Here is a 19,546-nt window from a genome sequence, read left to right as displayed (position 1 = left end):
GGTCCGGTTTGCCGGAGAATGCCTGTGTGACCGACCGGCTGGAGGAGTACCGGCGACGGCGGGACGCGGCCCGCACGCCCGAGCCGGTTCCGCCGGAGAGCCCTCCGTCGGCGGGCCCCGACGCCGCCGCCGCCCGCTTCGTCATCCAGCAGCACCACGCCCGCAGCCTGCACTGGGACCTGCGCCTGGAGCGCGATGGGGTGCTCGCGTCCTGGGCGGTGCCACGCGGTCTTCCCCGCGATCCGGGTCGCAACCATCTCGCCGTGCACACCGAGGACCACCCGATGGAGTACCTCGACTTCGCCGGCGAGATCCCCGCCGGCGAGTACGGCGGCGGCCGGATGCTGATCCACGACCGGGGCACCTACCGCTGCGAGAAGTGGCGCGACGACGAGGTGATCGTGACGCTCTCCGGTGAGCGGACCGCCGGCCGCTACGTCCTCTTCGCCACCGGCGGGCGCGACTGGATGGTCCGCCGCACCGACCCCGCGCCGCCGGGCTGGACAGCGATGCCGGATCTGGTCCGACCGATGCACAGCACGCCCGCCGCCGGGCTCCCCCGCGACCGCGCCGCCTGGGGGTACGAGCTGCGCTGGGACGGCGTCCGGGCGATGGCGTACGTCTCCGGCGGGCGGCTGCGGCTGCTCTCCGAGACCGACGAGGAGATCACCGGCGGGTATCCGTGGCTGCGCGCGATGGCCGAGGCGCTCGCGCCCACCGAGGCGGTGCTCGACGGTGTGCTGGTCCGCATCGACGGTGCCGGGCGGGTCCGCCCGGTCCGGCCGGCCACCGGCAGCCGGGTCCCCGCCGGCGCCCAGTACCTGATCGTCGACCTGCTCTGGTTGGAGGGCGTGAGCAGCGTCGACGTGCCGTACGCGCAACGCCGGGAGCTGCTCGATGGGCTGGTCTTGTCCGGTACGCACTGGCAGACTCCGCCGTGGTTCCCGGGCGCGGGCGACGAGGCCCTGCGTGCCGGGCGGGAACAGGGCCTGCCGGGCGTGGTCGCCAAGCGACTGGACTCGGTCTACCAGCCGGGGCGGCGCAGCCGGCACTGGCTGAGCATCGACGCGACGTGACGGCGAGGAGCGACGTGTACCTGACTCACCTGGACTGCCCGCGCTGCGGCAAGGAGTACGCCGCCGACCGGTTACAGAATCTCTGCGAGTGCGGGTCGCCGCTGCTGGCCCGCTACGACCTGCCGGCCGTGGCGAAGGCGGTCACCCCGGAACGCTTTCCGCTGCGCCCGGCCGACCTGTGGCGCTACCGCGAGGTGCTGCCGGTCGCCGACCCTCGGCACGTCACCACGCTGGGTGAGGGCTGGACGCCGCTGTTGCGGACTCCGGCGTACGGCACCGAGATCGGCATCGCGGACCTGATGGTCAAGGACGAGGGGCTGATCCCGACCGGCTCGTTCAAGGCCCGGGGCGCGGCGGTCGGGGTGAGCCGGGCCCGCGAGCTGGGCGTCGAGCGGATCGCGATGCCCACCAACGGCAACGCCGGGTCGGCCTGGGCCACGTACGCCGCGCGGGCCGGAATGGGCGCGACCATCGTCATGCCGCTGGGGGCGCCGAGCATCTGCCGGCGCGAGTGCGTCGCCGCCGGTGCCGACCTGCGCCTGATCGACGGGCTGATCGGCGACGCCGGTCGGCGGGTGGCCGAGCTGATCGCGGAGTCGAACGGGGCGATCTTCGACGCTGGCACGCTGCGCGAGCCCTACCGGCTGGAGGGCAAGAAGACGATGGGGTACGAGATCGTCGAGCAGCTCGGCTGGCAGACGCCGGACGTGATCATCTATCCGACCGGCGGCGGGGTCGGCCTGATCGGCATCCACAAGGCGCTGCACGAGCTGCGCGAGCTGGGCTGGATCGGCGACAAGCTGCCCCGCCTGGTGGCGGTGCAGTCCACCGGCTGCGCGCCGATCGTGCGGGCCTTCGCCGCCGGCGAGAACCGGGCGCAGCCGTGGGAGGACGCGCACACTGTGGCGTTCGGCATCACCGTGCCGGCCCCGCTGGGCGACGAGCTGATCCTGGCGGCGCTGCGGGAGTCCTCCGGCACGGCGGTCGCCGTCGACGACGCGGACATCCTGGCCGATCTGCGGGACTTCGCCGCCCGGGAGGGGTTGCTGCTCTGCCCGGAGGGGGCGGCCTGCCTCACGGCCGCCCGACAACTGCGAGCGGGCGGGTGGATCCGGGCCGGCGAACGGGTGGTGGTGCTCAACACCGGTGCCGGGCTGAAGTATCCGGACACTGTCGACGTCTCCGGCGTACCAGTGATGGGGTGACCTGGCGGCACCCCGCGGACCGGGCGGTCCGCGGGGTGCCGTCGTGCCGGTCTACTGGTACGTGATGTCCGAGGGCGAGTAGAGGCAGTTGACGCCGTCGGCGCCCTCGCCGATCTCGGTCGGCTCGCTGCCCTTCGGCACGCCCTTGTACTTCACGCAGATCGAGGTCTCCCGATCCGGGTCGCCGACGATGGTGATCCGGCTGAACCGGGCGGTGTCTCCCCAGTTGGTGTTGATGCCGGCGATCGCGTCGGTGTTCCGGACGATCACGTTGTCGATCACCACGTGCCGTTGGTACGACGTGGAGCAGTTACCGCAGGCCCGGTAGAGCTTCCCGGCGTTCTCCACCCGGAAGTTCTTGATGTAGACGGTGCCCGAGCCGTTGTGCTGGAAGACCTTGTCGCTGGCGGAGCGGGCCCCGCCGCCGTCGACGGTGTACGTGGTGCCGCCGCGGAAGGTCGCCGCGTCCTCGCCGACGTCCTCCCACCAGACGTTGATCAGGGTGCAGTTGCCCTCGCAGTGCACGCCGTCGCCGGCCGGGGCGCCGATGATCACGTTGCGCAGGGTGGCGCCGGCGGCCAGTTCGAACATCGGGTCCTGGCTCTCGCTCTGCCCGCCGTCACCGATGCCGTAGTAACGCTTGAGCCCACCGTCGAAGGAGCCGGAGACCGGGATCGTGGCGTCCACCTTCTGGCTGCCGGTGGGTGTCGGCCAGCCAGCGGGCGGAGGTGTGGTGGTCGGCGGCGGCGTGGTGGGTGGCGGAGTGGTCGTCGGTGGCGGTGTGGTCGGGGTGCCACCGCCGGACGAGTCGACCAGCACGTCGTCGAAGCCGCCACTGGCGTACGCGGTGACCAGGCCGATCCGGCCCGCACCGGCCAGGCTGTTGCTGCCGGACGCGATCTGGGTGCCGTTGACGAAGCCGCGGATGGTGCTGCCGCTGGTCTCGATGCGCACTGTGTACCAGGTGCCGGTGCCGACCCCGATCGAGGCGGAACCGATCGCCGTGACGGAGCTTCCATTGACCGCTTGGAGCTCGGCCCGACCGGAGCCGAGCAGGGCCAGCCGGTACATCTTGGTGCTGCTGGTGGAGCGGGCGGCGAGCCCGACCAGGGCGCTGGACGAGCCGAAGCTCGTCGGCCTGACCCGGGCCTGCACGGAGTAGTCGGTCCAGCTGGTCTGGCCGGCGAACTGGCGGGCCAGCTCACTGCCGGCGTTGGACTGGTTGAGCACGCCGGAGCCGTCGACGGTCCAGGTGCCGCCCGACTTGGACCAGCCGGAGGTGTTGCCGTCGTTGAAGTCGTCGCTGAAGACGGTGGCCGCGAAGGCCGAGGTCATGCCGGCGGCGAGGGCCGCCGCGGTCACCCCGGCGCCCACCGCAAGCAGGAGTGGTCGGCGGCCGGAGAGTCGTCTTTTCTGCACAGGTGTCCTCCTTGACGCATGTGGTGGTGATCCCTCGGCCGCCGTACCGAGACGTGTTCGCACGGCGTGCTGCGCTGAACGGGATCGGTGTGCGCCCCCGCCGGACGCCCGGATCCGAAGCGGAGTGAAGCGGGATTGAAGCCCTGGGGAAAGGGCTTTCCCACTCCTTCGAGGCTAGGACCGCCCAACCATCAACGTCAATGCCTTGCGCTTGCAGGTCTGTTGCAGGATTCCGGCCGGGACGTAACGCCGACCGATCAGTAGCTCTCCGGCTCGGTGATCCGCCACGCCGCGTTGATCAGCCCGATGTGCGAGAGCGCCTGCGGGGTGTTGCCGAGCTGTGCGCCGGTGGTGAGGTCGATCTGCTCGCTGAACAACCCCACGTCGTTGGCGTGACCGACGACCCGCTCGAAGAGCGCCTCGGCGCGCTGCTGCTCACCCGTCATCACCAGGCACTCCACCAGCCAGAACGAGCACAGCAGGAATCCGGCCCCGTCGGTCGTCCAACGCCGCAGCAGGCCGTCCTCGGTGCCCAGCTCGCGCTCGACCATCGCGATGGTCGAGCGCATCCGTGGGTCGGTGGCCGGCAGGAAGTGCGTGACCGGCAGGGCGAGCACCGAGGCGTCCAGCTCCGCCGAGCCGAACGCGCCGGTGAACGCCCCGATCCGGTCGTTCCACCCCTCGCGCAGCACGGTGTCGCTGATCTCGTCGCGTACCCGGGCCCAGCGACGGGGGTCGGCCCGATCACCGAGCCGGTCGGCGAGGCCCACCGCCCGGTCCATTGTCAACCAGCAGGACACCTTGGACGAGACGTAGTGGCGCTCCTCGTCGCGGGTCTCCCAGATCCCCCGGTCCGGCAGGTGCCACGTCGCCGCCACCTGCTCGGTCAGGCCGAGCACCATCTCCCGCAGCTCGTCCTCGAACCGCGCGCCCAGGTAGTCGCGCAGCCGCCACACCGCCGACATCACCTCACCCGGCACGTCGAGCTGCCGCTGCCGCCAGGCGTCGTTGCCGACCCGCACGGGTCGACTGTCGCGGTAACCGCGCAGGTGGGTGCAGTGGTGCTCGGAGAGGTCGCGCTCACCCTCCAGCCCGAAGAGCACCGGCACGGGCTCATCGCCGAACCGGCCGATCGAGCGGGTCGCCCAGGCGAACAGCCGGGACGTCTCGTCGGGGCAGGCCGCCACCCAGAGAGCCCGCATCGTCAACGAGAAGTCCCGCAGCCACGAGTAGCGGTAGTCGTAGTTCCGGTCGCCGCCGATCTGCTCCGGCAGCGATGAGGTCAACGCGGCGGCGACCGCGCCACTGCGGGCGTACGTGAGGCCGGTCAGGACCGTCGAGCTGTGTTTGACGAGTTCGGGGTAGCGGCCGGAGTACCCGTGCGTCTCCCGGAACGCCTGCCACGCCTGCGTCGTCTCGGCGAGCGTGGTCAGCGGGTCCATCCGGGCCGGCGGGTCGCCGTACGCCTCGCCGAACGCGAGGTCCATCCCGACCACCTGACCGGCGGAGACCTCGAACTCGTGGGTCACCCGGTCGGTGCCCGCCCGCAGGTGCAGACCCCCGGCGCGCAACATCAGCACCACCGGGCCGGCACCGGCCAGCACCCCGCCGTCCGGCTGCTCGTGCAGGTACGGCGTGAGCAGGCCGTACTCCGGGCGGGGTGCGAAGTCCAACGCCATCCGTACCCGCCCGGAAAGCCCCTCGACCACCCGGATCAACACGGCGGGTGAGTTCTTGCCCAGCTCGTGGGCGCGTGCGCCGACCTCGGCGGCCAGCGCGTCGGTGACCGCCACGCTGCCGTGTCGGGTGTGGTGCACCGTCCGCAGCACCAACGTGTCCGGCAGGTACGCGCGCTCCACCCGGTGACCCGGCCCGCCGACCCCGACCGGCGCCAGCCGGAAGTGGCCGGCTCCCGGGTCGAGCAACCGCGCGAACACGGACGCCCCGTCGAACCGGTTCGGGCACCACCAGTCGACCGAGCCGTCCTTGCCGACCAGGGCGCCCGAACGAGAGTCCGAGAGAAACCCGTAGTCGGAAATCTGCGGCTGCTGCTCCACCCGCCGGGGGTACCCGCATCGGCCCGGATCAGGCCGTACGCATCACTCGGTCGGTGGCTCGTCCTCGCCCGCCGCCTCGGCCGCGTCGGCCTCTTCCTTGGTCTTGTGCACGGCCTTGTCGGCGTGCTCCGGCGGCCCGTAGACCGTGTACAGCACCAGCGGGTTGGGACCGGTGTTGACGAAGTTGTGCTTGGTGCCCGCCGGCACCACAACCAGGTCGCCCGCGACGACCTTCCGCTTCGCGCCAGCGACCCGCGCCTCGCCGACGCCGCTCACGAAGGTGAGGATCTGGTCGATGTCCTCGTGCACCTCCTCGCCGATCTCCCCATCGGCGGGGATGGTCATGATGACCAGCTGGGTGTGCTCACCGGTCCACAGCACGCGCCGGAAATCCGGGCTCTTCTCGGCGACAGTCGCGATAGTGAAATGCTCCATGTCCACGCTCATACCCCGTCCGGCGGCGCGTCACGCCGGGACTGGCGAATGGTGCAATTCCCCACGGCTGGCGGGTTTGGATCCACGCGGACCGGGGATCGACAACGCTGACCGGCGCGAACGGCCGGTCGAGCCAGGTCCCCGCCGGCGTACCGCCGAACGGCTGCGGTGGTGGGAGACGGCCAGAGCACGGCGACGTTCCGACCACTGTCGAAACGGCGCCGTGCGCTCTTGTCCGCCTGGGGGCCTAGCGGTGCAGCCAGCTGAGCAGGTCGGGCGGCGCCAGCGCCGCGACCCGTTGCTGGTAGCGGGCGAGACCCGCCTCGTCCAGCAGGTCACGTCCCTGACCCGAGCCTCCCCGGCGAAAGAACGCCTGCCGGTCACGCAGCACGCCGAGCGTGTCCGGTGCGAGCCGGTCGGCACGCTCCCGCATTCGACCGAAGGTGGCGGCCTCAACCAACTCCGGCCCTGGGCTCGGGAGTTGCCACCGGTCGGCCAGCCGGCGCATCTCACCAGCCAGATCGGCCAGCAGGTCGTCGTAGTGCACCAGCTCGACGTTCGGCTCGTGCCGGCGGGCCCACGCGTCGTTCAGGTGCATCAACACCCCGGGCAGCGAATCCAGCTCGACGCGGGGGTCCACCTCCCGGTCGACCCAGCTCAGCAACCACTCCCGCACCGGAGGCCGCTCTCGGGGTGGCCCGGCCGGGGCGGGTTGGCCGGTCAACTCGGCGATGCGCGCCCGGTCCAGGTTGGCGCTCTGGTGGTAGAGGGAGACCGCCATGTCCAGCGGGTGCCGGGCCACCACCACGTAGTGCGCCCGGGGGTCGAGCGGCACCCCGTCCAGCGGGGTGTGCGTCTTGATGAACCGCCGGTGTGGCTGGGCGGCCAGCCGGTCGTACACCGCGGCCTGCGGCTCGCCCAACCAGTCCAGCCACGGCGACAGCACGGTCAGCGGCGCCGGCAACTCCGGGGTGCCCAGCACCAGGAGCGCACAGATCATCTGCATCCAGGTGGTGCCGCTCTTCGACCGGGTGCTGATCACGATGTCGCCGTCACGGAACGGGAAACCGGTCCACCGCGCGCTGTCCTCTTCGTCGGATTGGTAACGGTGAATTGGCGTGGGCATCGGTGGATGGTAGTCGCCGAACCGACAGTGCAGCAGCCGAATTCCGGCTTACATTCCTGGGGGATGTGCGTATGCCTGGCTAGATTGAACTATGGTGCCCGCGCACGGGGGCCGGGCGGCGGCACCGGTCTACCGCCCCATCCTCGCCAGCCGACGAGGCGAGCTTGAGGCCCTGAGCCACCTCGATCCCGCGTACGCCGCACTGGTCGCCCCGATCCTGGAGATCGGCGCTATCGGTCGGTCCACGATGGACGCTGTTCGCCGGTTGCCATCCGGGCTGCTGCCCGCAATCGACGTCAGCGCACTGCCCGACATCCCCGAGGCGGAGCTGACCCGTTGGGGCGTACCGGTGGTGCCGGTGATCGGGCTCTCCGAGAGCGACCACCGGCTGGTCGCGCACGGCGCTGCGGCGCGGGCGTACGGCCGGCGCGCGCTCATCCGGCTGCGGGCCGGCCAGGACCGGGCCGGGCCGGACGCGAGCACCACCGCTGTGGAACGGATCTGGCGGTTCACCGGCCTCGCCCCGGAGGAGTGCGACCTGCTGGTGGACGCGGGAGACGTCTGCTGCCCGGCGGACGTGCGGACCGCCGAGCCCCGGGTACGCCACCTGCTGGACTGGGCGCGCCGGCACGCCTGGCGGTCGGTGACGGTGGCGGCGGGCGGTATGCCGCCGACGCTGTCCCGGTTGCCCATCGACGAGCCGGTCCAGCTGGAGCGTTGGGACTGGCAACTGTGGCGACGTCTGGCCGACGCCGGGGTCGACTACGGCGACTACGGCGTCCACCCGGCCGGGCCGGGCACCGGTGACCCTGGCGACCGGTTGCCGACCGTGCGCTACACCGACGACGGCAGCTGGTGGGTCTACCGCTGGGCGCGACGCGGCGGCCGGGGCGACGACCGGTTCGCCGACCTGTGTCGCACGCTGGTGTCGGCACCGCACTGGCCGACCACGGGTGCGGCCTTCTCGTGGGGTGACCATGAGCTGCTGCGCCGGGCCCGCCGGGGTGCCGGGGCCGGCTCGACCGCCAACTGGGCGGCGTGGAGCACCTCGCACCACCTGGCCCACGTGCTCGCCACGCTGTTGCATCCGGCCGGCGACGGCGCGCCGCGGTGGCACCCCGGGCAGGGGCCACCACCGCAGCGGGGACGATCGCTGCGGTGAAGCCGGATCTACTGCTTCTCGGTGAAGCCGAACTGGATGATGCCCTCGTCGTCGACGGTGGCGTCCACCGACGCGTCGCCGAGCAGCTCGGCGGCGTCCTCGTCCAGGAAGATCCGGGCGCCCTGGTTGTCGACCACCCGATCGCCCTGTACCGGTTCGGGCACCAGCTCGACGGTGAGCGAGCCCGCCTCGGTGTCGGCGGCGATACGTACACCGCCGTCCTGGGCGACGTCCTGTTGGTTGGCGAGGTCACGGATGACGAGCACGGCGTTATCGGTCATGGTGAGCATTGATGGAACTCCTCGTGGATTCTCGGCTCGCGGTCGGATACCGCGCGGACCGGACAGTCGGCCCGCGTACGAGCACACGTGGGAGGCGACAGAGGGGCGAACGGTCATCGCCGTCGCATCGAATCGGGGCAGCTGACGGCCCCGTCACTCCCACCGTGCCCGCTGGCGGGCCATCCGTCAAATAGAGCCAGGTCAGTGGAGAGCGGGGGCCGGCGCCAGCCAGGCGCGAATCTCGTTGACCGCCGCGCGACCGGCCCGGTTGGCCCCGATCGTGCTGGCCGAGGGGCCATACCCGACCAGGTGAACCCGCGCGTCGGCGACCACCCGGGTGCCGTCCATCGTGATACCGCCGCCGGGCGCGCGCAGCCCCAGCGGGGCGAGGTGGTCGATGGCCGCCCGGAAGCCGGTGCACCACAGGATCACGTCCGCCGGTACGGACCTCCCGTCCGTCCAGGCCACCCCGTCGGGCGTGATCCGGTCGAACATGGGTAGCCGGTCGAGGACGCCGCGCTCGCGCAGTCGGCGTACCTCCGGGGTGACCGGAAGACCGGTCACGCCCACCACACTGCCCGGCGGTCGGCCGGCCCGGACCGCCTGGTCCACCCGGGCCACAGCGGCCCGACCCAGTTCGGGGCCGAACTCCTCGTCGTTGAACGTCGGCGGCCGGCGGGTCACCCAGGTGGTGGTCGCCGCGACGGTGGAGACCTCGCCGAGCAGTTGCACGGCCGAGGTGCCGCCGCCGACCACCACCACGCGAAGGCCGCTGAACTCGGCCGGCCCTCGGTAGTCGGCGGTGTGCAACTGGCGTCCCCGGAACGTCGACCGGCCCGGGTAGTGCGGCCAGAACGGTCGGGTCCAGGTGCCGGTGGCGTTGATCAAGGCGCGGGCGGTCCAGGTGCCCCGGTCGGTGTGCACATCCAGCCGGCCGTCGGGGCGGGAGCGCACCGCCCGGACCCGCACCGGCCGCCGCACCGGCAGGTCGAAGGCCCTCTCGTACGCGGCGAAGTAGGCGCGGACCTGCTCGGAAGCCGGGCGCTGCGGGTCGGTGGGCGGGAGCGGCAGCCCGGGCAGGTCGTGGAAGCCGTGCACCCGGTCGAAGACCAGCGTCGGCCAGCGGTGCTGCCAGGCACCGCCGGGAGCCTTGTCGGCGTCGAGGATGACGAAGCCGCTGCCGGGCGCGAAGCGGGTGCGGTGCAGGTGATAGCCGGCGCTCAGGCCGGCCTGCCCGGCGCCGATTACCACGACGTCCACGGAGTGGGTGTCCACGTGTGCTGCAACGCCCCGGATGTCACCGCTGTGCCCGCCCTCGACCGTCGCGCCGATCACAGCCGGCCATTCCGACGTCGACCACCTGACCTGCACCTACGCTGAGTGAATGAGCGACTTCCGTCGGTACGCGGGCGAGTTCCTCGGCACCCTGCTGCTGGTGTTCTTCGGGGTGGGCAGCGCGGTCGCGGCACGGGTCCAGGGCGGCGTGGTGGTGGTGGCGCTGGCCTTCGGGTTCGTGATGGTGGCCCTCGTCTACACGATCGGCCCGCTCTCCGGCAGCCACGTCAACCCAGCGGTGACGCTCGGTGTGCTGCTCTCCGGCAAGATTTCGGTGCTCGGGGCGGTGGCGTACTGGATCGCGCAGTTCCTCGGCGCGACCGTCGCGGGCTTCGTGCTCTGGGCGCTCACCCGATGGGGTGACGTAGCGGACCAGACCGGGGCCCTGGGCACGAACGGTTACGGCGCGCACATCAACCGGGGCGGCGCGGCCGTGCTGGAAGTCGTGCTGACCTTCCTCTTCGTGCTGGTCGTGCTGGTGGTGACCAGTCGGAGCGAAAATCCGGGCACAGCCGGGCTGGCCATCGGGTTGGCCCTGGCCGTGACCCAACTGGTGGGCGTGACGCTGACCGGCGCGGCGGTCAATCCGGCCCGCGCGTTCGGTCCGGCGGTCTTCGAGGGCGGCGTGGCGCTCCGGCAGCTCTGGGTGTTCATCGTCTTCCCGCTGCTCGGCGGGGCGCTCGCCGCGTTGGTCGCACCACTGGTGATGGGGGCGCAGCGGCACTACTGGGGTGGCCACGAGAAGACGGTCGGCGGGCCGAAGTAGCCCAGACGGCAATATCTTTCGCCTGAGGGCCTTCTCCGGCGAATATCTCCGTGACAGCATCAGCAGATGCATCGCCGTCACTTTCCCCGGGCCCTCGCACTGCTCGCGCTGGTCGCCACCGCGGCCACCGCCGCCGCGCCCGGTGCCACGGCCGAGTCGCCCACCCCCGCGACGACCCAGCTGCGTGCCACCATCGACACGATCCTCGCCGACACCCGGTTGGCCGGCGCGCAGGCGTCGGTGGTCGTGGTCGACACCAGCACGGGACAGACGCTCTACGACCGCAACGGTGACCGCCGGCTGGTTCCGGCGTCCAACACCAAGCTGCTGACCTCGACGGCCGCCCTTGAGCTGCTCGGCCCGGGTCACCGTTTCAGCACCGACGTACGGGCCAGCGGCAAGCGCCGTGCGGGCCTGCTCTCCGGCAATCTCTACCTGCGCGGCGGGGGCGACCCGACCATGCTCGCCACCGACTACGACGCGCTCGCCGCGCAGGTCGCCGCCGACGGCGTGCGAGTGGTCACCGGAAACCTGGTCGCCGACGACACCCGTTACGACCGCACCCGGCTCGGCCCCGACTGGACCTGGGACGACGAGCCCTACTACTACGCCGCGCAGGTCTCCGCACTGACCGTCGCCCCGGACACCGACTACGACGCGGGCACCGTGATCGTGCACGCCGCACCGGCCGACCGGGCCGGCGCCCCGCCGGTGGTCACCACCACCCCCGCCACCGGGTACGTCCACGTCGACAACCGCGCCCAGACGGTCAGCGACGGCGAGACCTCGATCTCGATCGAGCGCGAGCACGGCGGCAACACCGTCGTGGTGACCGGTCAGATCGCCGTCGGCGACGAGCCCGCCAGCGACTGGGTCACCGTCTGGGAACCCACCGGCTACGCGGCCGACGTGTTCCGGGCGGCGCTGCACCGACACGGCATCCGGGTGCTCGGCCGGACCGTGCTCGGCCAGCCCACCCCGGAGACGGCCCAGCCGGTGGCGCGCCACGACTCGATGAGCCTGGGCGAGCTGATGACGCCGTTCCTGAAGTTGTCCAACAACGGGCACGCCGAGGTGTTGACCAAGGAGATCGGTCGGGTGCTCTCCGGCTCGGGCACCTGGACGGCCGGTCTCACCGCGATCAGCGAGTATGTCGCCGACACCGGAATGGACACCGGGAGACTCCGCCAGCGTGACGGCTCAGGGCTGTCCCGGCGCAACCTGATCCCGGCGACGGAATTCGTCGACCTGCTGAGCGCCGTTCGCGCCGAACCATGGTTCGCGACCTGGTACGCGGCGCTGCCGATCGCCGGTCAGCCCGAGCGGTTCGTCGGCGGCACCCTGCGCAGCCGAATGGCCGGCACACCGGCCGCGGGCAACGTGCACGCCAAGACCGGCAGCCTGACCGGTGTCTCCGGGCTCTCCGGCTACGTCACCAGCGCCGATGGTCGACTGCTGGCGTTCTCCATCCTGCTGAACAACTACCTCACGGCGTCGGTGAAGTCGCTCGAGGACCAGATCGCTGTGGCGTTGGCCGGCTTCCGCGAGGGTGGTGCGTCGACAGCACGGGTGGCCCGGCCGGCGGTGCCGGAGACGCCGCGCACCCCGGAGGGCGTCGAGTGCTCCTGGGTCAAACCGATCACCTGCTGAGCGACGGCCGGGAGGCGCGAACGCGCCTCCCGGCCCAGCGAGCGCTCAGGCCGGACGGTCCGGTGGGGGGACCACCGCCGTCGGGTCACCACGTTCGATGAGCGCGGCGATCTCAGCGGCCCGCAGCCCGCGCAACGCCAGCACCCGGGTGCCCCAGCGGTGCAGGCGGCACGGGTGCGGGCTGGCATCGTTACGGCAGACCACACCCCCGGACCACCGTCGGGGGGCGTGCACCACCACCGCCCGTACGGCGAACTGGGTGTCCTCGCCCGTCACGTACGGCGGCAGGGGGATGTCGCGAAGAACCTCCCCGGACGCTTCACCGGTGCCGGACGAAGCGGCACGACGGACGCGGTGGGCGGTGCTGCTACTCATCTCCGCTGCCTCCACACTGGATGGTCGGATGGGGACAGCAAAAAGTTACGACGCAATCGACGGTCCGCGACGGACAAACTGTCCCGCTGGCCGAACGCGCAGCGATCAGTCAGTCAGTCAACGCACCGTCACGGCCTGGAGGCCGACGTTGCCGCAGTGCGACGTGAAGACCTTCTCGACGGTCCAGCTCAGCAGCAGCCGGGCACCCTTCGGCACTGTGAAGCGGATGGTGAACCGGGCACTCTGACTGGTGTAGGGGTCTTCCAGTCGGGCGGTGCTGGCGGGCCCGCCGGTGGACAGCCGCGCTTCCAGTCGCCCCCGAGCCATCCATATGCCACCGTAGAGCTCGACGGTGCGCGGCTCACCACTGCCGGCGACGGCGAGGCTGAACCCGTTCCCGGCACCGCAGGCGTAGACGCCGTTGGAGCTGCCGCTTGTCGACCGCTCCGGCGTGCCGTCGGTCCAGCGCACGTACTCCTGGTTGCCGTCCCAACCGACCCGCCGGCCTGGGCCACCCCCGTCGATGATCTCGCCGGAGCCGGAGCGCTTTCGGTTCATCGACCCGCCGCCGCGCTCCCCCCAGTGCACCCAGTCCCGGGCGCCAACAGCGGTGAGGTTGACGATCGCGGGCATCTCGCCCCGGCTCACCGTCAGCGACGGCGGACCGGGCTTAGCCGGCGGCGGGGCAGGCGTGCTGGCCGACGGCGTCGGGTCCGGCGAGGGTGGGCGCTGGCGCGGACGCAGGCCGGGCGTCGCCGGCCCCGCCTCGCCGGTGCGCCCGTCGGCGGCCGGGAAACCGGGGGAACGGGCGGCACCGGCGGGCACGCCGCCCGGACCACGCGCCTGGTCGTCGTCCGGCGCCGGACCGGGCCTGGTGGCGAGGTACGAGATCAACACAACCAGGCAGACGAGTACGGCGGCTCCCTCCACCGCCCAGCGCCGCCGCTGTCGGGCGCGGCGCAACACCCTGCGGGTCACCCCGGCGGTAATGGCGCGCGGACGGTGCTTCGGCGGCCCGTCGCCAGCCCTCGAACCAGCCCGCGTGCGGTCTTCGTCCGCCACCGACCCCTCCAACTCCGCCGCCCGGCCGTTTTGCACCGCCGAGGACCACACCATCCACTGTGGGCAGTTTCACGTTTACCCGGGCGTGGACGACACGCTAGATCCGGACTACCGGACGTGTCCAGCCCACAATGGGACGCTGTCGGACAACCCGGCCCGCCCGGACGGGCACTTCGGCAGACCAGGAGCGCCTTCGGGTCAGCCGATCCGGAAGCCGAGCAGTTGCGCGACGACCACGGCCTGCTCGACGTCGATCACGGCGCCGGCCCGTTCGACGACCGTCGGGTCCAGCGCGGTGAGATCGCTGCCCCGCAGGTCGGCGCCGCCGAGCCGGACATTGGTCAACTGCGCCCCGGAAAGATCGACACCGGTGACCGTAGCACCGGTGAGGTTGGCCCTGGTGAGGTCCACCTCGCGCATGCGCACCCCGGTCAGCCGGACGCCACGCAGGTCGGCACCGGGCAACGCGACGAAGGACCAGTCACCGCCGTCCACCGTCAAGGGGCGCAGATCGCACTCGCTGAAGGTGCTGCCGACCAGCTTGCAGCCGGTGAACTCGGCCTCGAAGAAGTTGCACCGCCGAAAGACGCAACGGGTGAAGGCGGAGTCGACATGTCGGGAGGCGTTGAACGCCACGTTGCCGAACGTGCACCCGGTGAAGACAGCGCCCCTGCTCACCGCCTCGGTCAGGTCCACCCCGAAGAACTCGCAACCCACGAAGTGCCGATCGGTCAGCTCCTCGCCGTACCAGTCCTCGTTGCGGAAGGTCACGTCCTCGGTCAACTCCGGCATCCGGCCAGGCTAGTGGGCGCCGCCGGCAGCCGACGGCCGGCAGGCCGGCGGCGGCCCCCTTCCGGTGGCGGTGTACCGGCGAGTACGTTCGGCGTCGTGAGTGTGGCTCGGAGCAAGGACCCGGATCAGATCGGTTTCGACACTGCGCGGCTCGCGCGGATCGACGAGCACTTCGGCCGGTACGTCGACGACGGCCGGCTGGCCGGCTGGCAGGTGGTGGTCACCCGTCGTGGAGAGGTGGCGCACTCCTCGACGTACGGGCTGCGCGACCGGGAGTCGGGCGCACCGGTCGAGGCCGACACCCTGTGGCGGATCTACTCGATGACCAAGCCGGTCACCTCGGTCGCGGCGATGATGCTGTGGGAGGAGGGCCGGTTCGAGCTGACCGACGAGATCAGCCGCTGGCTGCCCGAGTTCGCCGACCTGCGGGTCTACTCCAAGGGGTCGGCGCTCAAGCCGTACACGGTGCCGGCGGTCGAGCCGATCCGGGTCTGGCACCTGCTCACCCACACGGCCGGCCTGACGTACGGCTTCATGCAGACCTCGGTGGTCGACGGCCTCTACCGGGCCGCCGGCTACGACCTGTACCCGCCGGCGGACGTCGACCTGGCCGGCGCCTGCGCGGCCTTCGGCGAGCTGCCGCTGCTGTTTCAGCCCGGCTCGGCGTGGGGCTACTCCGTCGCCACCGACGTGCTGGGCCGACTCGTCGAGGTGATCTCCGGGCAGAGCCTCGACGCGTTCTTCGCCGACCGGATCTTCGGCCCACTCGGCATGACCGACACCCGCTGGTGGGTGGAGGGCGACGAGGCCGAGCGGCTGGCCGCGCTCTACGTACCGGAACCGCGCGGCGGCCGGGCCGTCCGCTACGACAGCCTGGGGTCGCTCGCCTTCAGCAAGCCGACGCTGCTCTCCGGCGGTGGTGGTCTGATCTCCAGCGCCGCCGACTACCACCGATTCACGCAGGTGCTGCTGCGCGGCGGCGAGCTGGACGGCGTCCGGGTACTCGGGCCGCGCACTGTGCGGTTCATGACCCGCAACCACCTGCCCGGCGGTCAGGACCTGGGCACCCTGTCCACCGGCGGCTTCGCCGAGACCACCCTGGACGGGATCGGCTTCGGCCTCGGCTTCGCGGTGGTCGACGACCCGATCCCCAGTCGGGTGCCGAGCAGCGTCGGGGAGTACTACTGGGGTGGGGTGGCCAGCACCGCGTTCTGGGTCGACCCGGCCGAGGAGATCACCGCGCTGCTGTTCACGCAGCTGATGCCGTCGAGCACCTACCCGCTCCGCTCTCAGCTGCGCCAGCTCGTCTACGCCGCCCTGATCGACTGACGGGATCGTCGTTCCACCAACCGTGAGCTGGCCCAGTCCCTAGCCTGAGCTGGTGAGCACCATCGTCGTGTTTGGCGCGGGCGGCACCGCCGGTTCGCGGGTCGTTTCCGAGGCGGTCGACCGGGGGCACCGGGTGATCGCCGCCGTCCGCCGCCCGGAGGCCACCTCGTACCTACCGGCCGGGGTGCGGACGGTCACCGGCGACGCGACCAGCGAGCGGAGTGTCCGGGAGTTGGCGCCGGACGCCGACGCGCTGGTCGTGGCGATCGGCGGCGGCGAGCGCGAGCTGTGGCGGAACGCGGCGGAGAACCTGGTGAGCACGCTGCGCGGGATGCCGGCCGCACCGCGGATCATCCACCTGGGCGGCGGGTCCACCCTGCTCACCCCGGGCGGCACCCGCATTCTCGACGAACCGGACTTCCCGGCGGAGTACCGGGAATCGGCGCTGGGGCAGGCGGACGCGCTGGACTACTACCGCACGGCGGCCGACGGGGTGAGCTGGACGTATGTCTCGCCACCCCCGCTGGAGTTCCACCCCGGCGCTCGCACCGGGCACTACCGCACCGGCACCGACCAGCCGGTCACCGATGCTCAGGGCCGCTCGGTGCTCACCTATGAGGACCTGGCGGTGGCGATCATCGACGAGATCGAGCAGCCGCGACACCCGAACGCCCGCTTCACCGCCGCGTACTGACCCGGCTGCGGGGCCAGCCGCGGTCAGTCGGCGAGGCGGGCCGGGAAACCACCGGTGGCAATCGGACCCCAGGCGTCGATGGTGACCCGGATCAGCGACTTGCCCTGACGCACCATGGCCGCCCGGTAGTCGTCCCAGTCCGGGTGCTCGCCCGAGATGCTGCGGAAGTATTCGACCAGGGGCTCCAGTGCCTCGGGCAGGTCGAGCACCTCGGCGGTGCCGTCGATCTGCACCCAGGGGCCGTTCCAGTCGTCGCTGAGCACGCAGGCCGAGACCCGGGGGTCGCGGCGGAGGTTGCTCACCTTGGCCCGCTCGGGGTAGGTGGAGACGACCAGCCGCCCCTGCCCGTCGACCCCTGCGGAGACCGGGGAGGACTGCGGTCGCCCGTCGGCGCGGGTGGTCATCAGCACGACGCGGTGCCGCGGCCGGAGGAAGTCGAGCAGGCCGTCCCGGTCGACCCGGGTGTTCCTTGCGATGCTGCGTGCCATTCCCCGTTCCTACCAGGGTGCGGGCGCAGCGGCGGCGGCGGGTCAGCGGGGTCGGGCCGCGGCGCGGTGCACCGCCTGGGTGGGCACCCGCGGGCGGCCGGACGGACGCCAGGCCCGACCGTTGGCGTAGATCACCCGAAAGCCGAGGTACGACGCGAGCGGAGCCCAGTGGGCGGAGCCCATCCGCAGCTCGGCGGCATTGTGTCGCTGGCCGTTGGCGAGCACGTCGAGGAGCACGGTTTCGAAGGCCGCCGATTCGACCCAGTCGACTTCCCGGGTGAAACCGCAGATCAGAGCGGCTCCGGTGACCTCCAGGAACTCGCGCAGCACCGCGTCCGAGGCGCGCAGCACCGAGCAGCTGCCGAAATAGAGTCGCCGCCCCTCCGCGCGGCCAGCCATCAGCTCGGCCACCTCGTTCAACTCCACCGACTGCCAGTCGGTCAGGCAGAGCCGGCTCGGCTCACCGTGCATGGCGAAGAAGCCGACCCGGTGGTCGGCGTACTGCTTGAGCAGCCAACGGTCCAGGAAGTAGAACAACTCGTCGCGGGTGGCCGCGTCCTTGTGGATGAAGCGGATCTTGCCCAGCCGCTCCAGCAGCTCCAGCGTGGGCAGCACCGAGCCCCGCTCGTTGAGGTCACGGTGCCACTGACCCTCGACACAGAAGACGCCACCGCGTGCCACGCGCACCTCCGCCAGTCCGCCGCCCCGCAGCTGACGTTACCGGCCGCCATCGCCCCGGGAACATCACCCTCCGTGTGGCAGATTGCGACGTTCGGTGCCCTTGACCGCAGCCGGGGTGATCGGACGGAAATGGCTGTTTCGCAAATCAGCCGAATTCCCAGCCAATACCCAGGGACAGCAGATTGTGAGCACGATTCTCGTTAACCACCTCCAACGGCACTGATCAGTGCGAGGGTGGAAATCACGGGACTTCTCGGTCGATGTCCTGGTGCCACCCCATTCGCTCTCCTATCGGGAGGACTTCTGTGCGCGTAAACACCTTGAAGCGGGTCGCTGTCGCATTCGCCCTGGCACTGCCCGGGGCCGCAATCGCCACGGTGATCGCCGCACCGGCGGCGTACGCGGACGGCTGTTACACCTGGAACCGCACCCTGAGCCAGGGGCGCTCCGGCGACGACGTCCGCCAGTTGCAGATCCGGGTCGCCGGGTGGGCCGGTTACCGGGACATCGTGGAGAACGACGGCCGCTACGGGCCGAAGACCGCCGCCGCGGTCAAGCGGTTCCAGCAGGCGTACGGGCTGCGCGCCGACGGCATCGCCGGCCCACAGACCTTCGCCAAGCTGTACCAACTCCAGGACAACGACTGCACGCCCGCACACTTCACCTACGGCGAGCTGGACAACGGTTGCGGCGGGAGCGGGTGGAGCGGCGGCCCGCTGTCGGCGAACCAGACCAAGCAGAACGCGTTGCGCACCATGTGGAAGCTGGAGGCGCTGCGCAAGGGCCTCGGTGACAAGCCGCTCTACGTGTCGAGTGGGTTCCGCAGTCGCGCCTGCAACAACCAGGTCGGCGGCGCGTCCGACAGCCAACACCTGTACGGCAACGCGGCCGACGTGACCTCACGGACGTCCTCGCTGTGCCAGGTCGCCCGCGGTGCCCGTAACAACGGCTTCAGTGGGATCTACGGGCCGGGCTACCCCGACCACGACGACCACGTGCACGTCGACTCGCGTCGGGAGAACAACAGCGACGACAGCTCGAACACGACGAGCTGGTCCGCCCCGGACTGCGGGGTTGGCAACTGAGCCCACCCGCTCAGAGCGACGTCGGCCCGACGCGGAGGGGGAATCTTCGCGCCGGGCCGACGTCGTGTCGCCCCGGGTCGGATGGGCGGAGGGGGTAGCGCGCTCAGCTCGCCCGGGGCCAGCGCGGCGCGGTGACGGGGGGAGTCACCGGCCGGCCAGCAGCGGTGGGCCGTACCCCCTGGGGGACGACTCGCGCGGCCTGTTGCCGCGACGGCCCGGTCGCCGTGAACGGGAACGGCACGTGCACAAACGGATTGCCATGCCGGATCAACGCCTCGATCTGCCGCTCGTTGAGCCCGTGTGTCTCCAACACCCGACGCCCCCAGCGGTGCAGCCGGCACGGGTAGGAGGCGCCGTCGTTGCGGCACAGCGGCCCGGTGGGCCACTCCTCGGCGGTGTGCACGACCACCGCCCGGACCGCGAGCCGGACATCCTCCGGGGTCAGTGGTGCCGGCATTGGCACCTCACCCAGTACCTGATCGATGGGATCCGTCGACTGCTCACCAACTCGCACGGCAGGCCTCCCGC

Annotated in this window: 20 protein-coding genes; 8 read left to right on the top strand and 12 right to left on the bottom strand. The window is 71.5% G+C overall.

The window, feature by feature from the left end:
- Positions 1-26: 26 nt before the first annotated feature.
- Both GUI43_RS10955 and GUI43_RS10950 read left to right on the top strand, forming a co-directional pair.
- Complete coding sequence (locus GUI43_RS10955) at positions 27-1,076, top strand: DNA polymerase ligase N-terminal domain-containing protein (protein WP_112698731.1); 1,050 nt, start codon at positions 27-29, stop codon at positions 1,074-1,076.
- A gap of 14 nt (positions 1,077-1,090) precedes the next feature.
- On the top strand, positions 1,091-2,281 hold the full coding sequence (locus GUI43_RS10950; protein WP_112698730.1) for a threonine synthase: 1,191 nt from the start codon (positions 1,091-1,093) through the stop codon (positions 2,279-2,281).
- 51 nt (positions 2,282-2,332) lie between these two features.
- Here GUI43_RS10950 and GUI43_RS10945 read toward each other — a convergent pair whose 3' ends face one another.
- From GUI43_RS10945 to GUI43_RS10930, 4 genes are all read right to left on the bottom strand, one after another.
- Entirely contained in the window at positions 2,333-3,700 is a 1,368-nt protein-coding gene (locus tag GUI43_RS10945) for a pectate lyase (protein WP_112698729.1), read from the bottom strand.
- Positions 3,701-3,957: 257 nt separating this feature from the next.
- Positions 3,958-5,757, bottom strand: coding sequence for a glycoside hydrolase family 15 protein (locus GUI43_RS10940; protein ID WP_112698728.1), 1,800 nt, complete (start codon positions 5,755-5,757; stop codon positions 3,958-3,960).
- 42 nt (positions 5,758-5,799) lie between these two features.
- Positions 5,800-6,192 (bottom strand): cupin domain-containing protein, encoded by a 393-nt coding sequence (locus GUI43_RS10935; RefSeq protein ID WP_091397116.1) that lies wholly within the window; start codon positions 6,190-6,192, stop codon positions 5,800-5,802.
- Positions 6,193-6,439: 247 nt separating this feature from the next.
- Positions 6,440-7,318 carry a sulfotransferase domain-containing protein gene (locus GUI43_RS10930; RefSeq protein ID WP_112698727.1) on the bottom strand — a complete coding sequence of 293 codons (879 nt, stop codon included), beginning with the start codon at positions 7,316-7,318 and terminating at the stop codon, positions 6,440-6,442.
- A gap of 91 nt (positions 7,319-7,409) precedes the next feature.
- Between GUI43_RS10930 and GUI43_RS10925 the strand changes: the two genes are divergently transcribed.
- Complete coding sequence (locus GUI43_RS10925) at positions 7,410-8,480, top strand: beta family protein (protein ID WP_181541735.1); 1,071 nt, start codon at positions 7,410-7,412, stop codon at positions 8,478-8,480.
- A gap of 8 nt (positions 8,481-8,488) precedes the next feature.
- Here the strand turns inward: GUI43_RS10925 and GUI43_RS10920 are convergent, their stop codons facing one another.
- Positions 8,489-8,770 (bottom strand): adhesin, encoded by a 282-nt coding sequence (locus GUI43_RS10920; protein WP_091393621.1) that lies wholly within the window; start codon positions 8,768-8,770, stop codon positions 8,489-8,491.
- 192 nt (positions 8,771-8,962) lie between these two features.
- Positions 8,963-10,021 (bottom strand): NAD(P)-binding domain-containing protein, encoded by a 1,059-nt coding sequence (locus tag GUI43_RS10915; RefSeq protein ID WP_249037715.1) that lies wholly within the window; start codon positions 10,019-10,021, stop codon positions 8,963-8,965.
- 124 nt (positions 10,022-10,145) lie between these two features.
- On the opposite strand from GUI43_RS10915, the gene GUI43_RS10910 reads away from it, so the two are divergent.
- Together GUI43_RS10910 and dacB are read left to right on the top strand one after the other, a co-directional pair.
- Entirely contained in the window at positions 10,146-10,862 is a 717-nt protein-coding gene (locus GUI43_RS10910) for an MIP/aquaporin family protein (protein ID WP_112601802.1), read from the top strand.
- Positions 10,863-10,928: 66 nt separating this feature from the next.
- Positions 10,929-12,512 (top strand): D-alanyl-D-alanine carboxypeptidase/D-alanyl-D-alanine endopeptidase, encoded by a 1,584-nt coding sequence (gene dacB / locus GUI43_RS10905; protein ID WP_112582256.1) that lies wholly within the window; start codon positions 10,929-10,931, stop codon positions 12,510-12,512.
- 45 nt (positions 12,513-12,557) lie between these two features.
- Here the strand turns inward: dacB and GUI43_RS10900 are convergent, their stop codons facing one another.
- From GUI43_RS10900 to GUI43_RS10890, 3 genes are all read right to left on the bottom strand, one after another.
- Positions 12,558-12,887, bottom strand: a complete 330-nt coding sequence (locus tag GUI43_RS10900; protein WP_030331319.1) for a hypothetical protein — start codon at positions 12,885-12,887, stop codon at positions 12,558-12,560.
- Between the two features lie 117 nt (positions 12,888-13,004).
- Positions 13,005-13,865 (bottom strand): hypothetical protein, encoded by an 861-nt coding sequence (locus GUI43_RS10895; RefSeq protein ID WP_249037714.1) that lies wholly within the window; start codon positions 13,863-13,865, stop codon positions 13,005-13,007.
- 282 nt (positions 13,866-14,147) lie between these two features.
- Positions 14,148-14,741, bottom strand: a complete 594-nt coding sequence (locus tag GUI43_RS10890) for a pentapeptide repeat-containing protein (RefSeq protein ID WP_112582257.1) — start codon at positions 14,739-14,741, stop codon at positions 14,148-14,150.
- Between the two features lie 96 nt (positions 14,742-14,837).
- Between GUI43_RS10890 and GUI43_RS10885 the strand changes: the two genes are divergently transcribed.
- Entirely contained in the window at positions 14,838-16,070 is a 1,233-nt protein-coding gene (locus GUI43_RS10885) for a serine hydrolase domain-containing protein (protein WP_112698726.1), read from the top strand.
- A gap of 52 nt (positions 16,071-16,122) precedes the next feature.
- Positions 16,123-16,764 (top strand): NAD(P)-dependent oxidoreductase, encoded by a 642-nt coding sequence (locus tag GUI43_RS10880; RefSeq protein WP_112698725.1) that lies wholly within the window; start codon positions 16,123-16,125, stop codon positions 16,762-16,764.
- 23 nt (positions 16,765-16,787) lie between these two features.
- Here the strand turns inward: GUI43_RS10880 and GUI43_RS10875 are convergent, their stop codons facing one another.
- Complete coding sequence (locus GUI43_RS10875) at positions 16,788-17,252, bottom strand: PPOX class F420-dependent oxidoreductase (protein WP_112582263.1); 465 nt, start codon at positions 17,250-17,252, stop codon at positions 16,788-16,790.
- Positions 17,253-17,294: 42 nt separating this feature from the next.
- Positions 17,295-17,933: a DUF6642 family protein gene (locus GUI43_RS10870; protein ID WP_091393643.1), complete on the bottom strand. Its 639-nt coding sequence runs from the start codon at positions 17,931-17,933 to the stop codon at positions 17,295-17,297.
- 305 nt (positions 17,934-18,238) lie between these two features.
- On the opposite strand from GUI43_RS10870, the gene GUI43_RS10865 reads away from it, so the two are divergent.
- On the top strand, positions 18,239-19,018 hold the full coding sequence (locus GUI43_RS10865) for a D-Ala-D-Ala carboxypeptidase family metallohydrolase (protein WP_112582264.1): 780 nt from the start codon (positions 18,239-18,241) through the stop codon (positions 19,016-19,018).
- A gap of 103 nt (positions 19,019-19,121) precedes the next feature.
- Here GUI43_RS10865 and GUI43_RS10860 read toward each other — a convergent pair whose 3' ends face one another.
- Positions 19,122-19,475 carry a hypothetical protein gene (locus tag GUI43_RS10860; RefSeq protein ID WP_225855057.1) on the bottom strand — a complete coding sequence of 118 codons (354 nt, stop codon included), beginning with the start codon at positions 19,473-19,475 and terminating at the stop codon, positions 19,122-19,124.
- Positions 19,476-19,546: the final 71 nt, after the last annotated feature.

This window comes from Micromonospora noduli (genome assembly GCF_003264365.1).
GTDB classification, from domain to species: Bacteria; Actinomycetota; Actinomycetes; order Mycobacteriales; family Micromonosporaceae; genus Micromonospora; species Micromonospora noduli.
This window is presented reverse-complemented; position numbering and strand designations above follow the sequence as displayed.

Coding starts and splice junctions, on each gene's coding strand:
- GUI43_RS10935 (WP_091397116.1), bottom strand. CDS start 6,192: ATGGAGCATTTCACTATCGCGACTGTCGCCGAGAAGAGCCCGGATTTC.
- GUI43_RS10930 (WP_112698727.1), bottom strand. CDS start 7,318: ATGCCCACGCCAATTCACCGTTACCAATCCGACGAAGAGGACAGCGCG.
- GUI43_RS10925 (WP_181541735.1), top strand. CDS start 7,410: ATGGTGCCCGCGCACGGGGGCCGGGCGGCGGCACCGGTCTACCGCCCC.
- GUI43_RS10920 (WP_091393621.1), bottom strand. CDS start 8,770: ATGCTCACCATGACCGATAACGCCGTGCTCGTCATCCGTGACCTCGCC.
- GUI43_RS10910 (WP_112601802.1), top strand. CDS start 10,146: ATGAGCGACTTCCGTCGGTACGCGGGCGAGTTCCTCGGCACCCTGCTG.
- dacB (WP_112582256.1), top strand. CDS start 10,929: ATGCATCGCCGTCACTTTCCCCGGGCCCTCGCACTGCTCGCGCTGGTC.
- GUI43_RS10900 (WP_030331319.1), bottom strand. CDS start 12,887: ATGAGTAGCAGCACCGCCCACCGCGTCCGTCGTGCCGCTTCGTCCGGC.
- GUI43_RS10890 (WP_112582257.1), bottom strand. CDS start 14,741: ATGCCGGAGTTGACCGAGGACGTGACCTTCCGCAACGAGGACTGGTAC.
- GUI43_RS10875 (WP_112582263.1), bottom strand. CDS start 17,252: ATGGCACGCAGCATCGCAAGGAACACCCGGGTCGACCGGGACGGCCTG.
- GUI43_RS10860 (WP_225855057.1), bottom strand. CDS start 19,475: ATGCCGGCACCACTGACCCCGGAGGATGTCCGGCTCGCGGTCCGGGCG.